Here is a 764-nt window from a genome sequence, read left to right as displayed (position 1 = left end):
TTACCCCACCAACTAGCTAATGTCACGCGAGCCCATCCATATCCTATGAATATTTGACGCCRGRACGATGCCGTCCCGGCGTGTCATGCGGTGTTAATCCGGATTTCTCCGGGCTATCCCCCTGATATGGGCAGGTTGCTCACGCGTTACGCACCCGTGCGCCACTCTCACCGGAAGTAGCAAGCTACTCCCGGATCCCGTCCGACTTGCATGTATTAGGCCTGCCGCTAGCGTTCATCCTGAGCCAGGATCAAACTCTCCATTGTAAAATGAAGTGTAAGACCGTGACTATTCATAATTAAATAGAAACGTCTTGTTTTAATGTTTTCCTCCCGCTCCGGGATACCTGAATTGATTTATCTTGTTATCTTTTCAGCGTATGCTTCCTTGCGGAAACTCCGCTGCGCTACATGATCATTTAAAGAACTTATCTCGCCTCCGCTTCGCGCTTCGGCTGTATTTCGTAGAGTGCTTGAGCACTCCTGAACTGTCATTTCTGTTGGCTCCGGGCGTCGCGCCCATCGCCGTTTCCCCTGGTTGGGACTGCAAAGGTAGGAGCTTTTTTCGAATCCGCAAAATTTATTTTGAAATAATTTTCGCGGCCCCTTTTCGGCTTCCCGTGCCGGCATCGTGCCGCCTGCGGTGTCGCCCGTCCTTCCCCTCATTTCAGTGGCGTTTCCGCCGTCCCTCCCTTGCGGAGTGGTGCAAAGATAGGGACATTTGCACATTACTTCCAAGACCCCGGCACAACATTTTTTGCAGAA

Annotated in this window: 1 rRNA gene; it reads right to left on the bottom strand. The window is 51.6% G+C overall.

The window, feature by feature from the left end:
* Window positions 1-266, bottom strand: a 16S ribosomal RNA gene (locus CRT24_RS15710); the annotation flags it as partial.
* Window positions 267-764: the final 498 nt, after the last annotated feature.

Origin of the sequence: Sphingobacterium sp. 1.A.5, from assembly GCF_002734235.1 — a bacterium.
GTDB classification, from domain to species: domain Bacteria; phylum Bacteroidota; class Bacteroidia; order Sphingobacteriales; family Sphingobacteriaceae; genus Sphingobacterium; species Sphingobacterium daejeonense.
The sequence above is the reverse complement of the archived record's forward strand: the minus strand, read 5'-3'. Positions and strand labels throughout refer to the sequence as shown.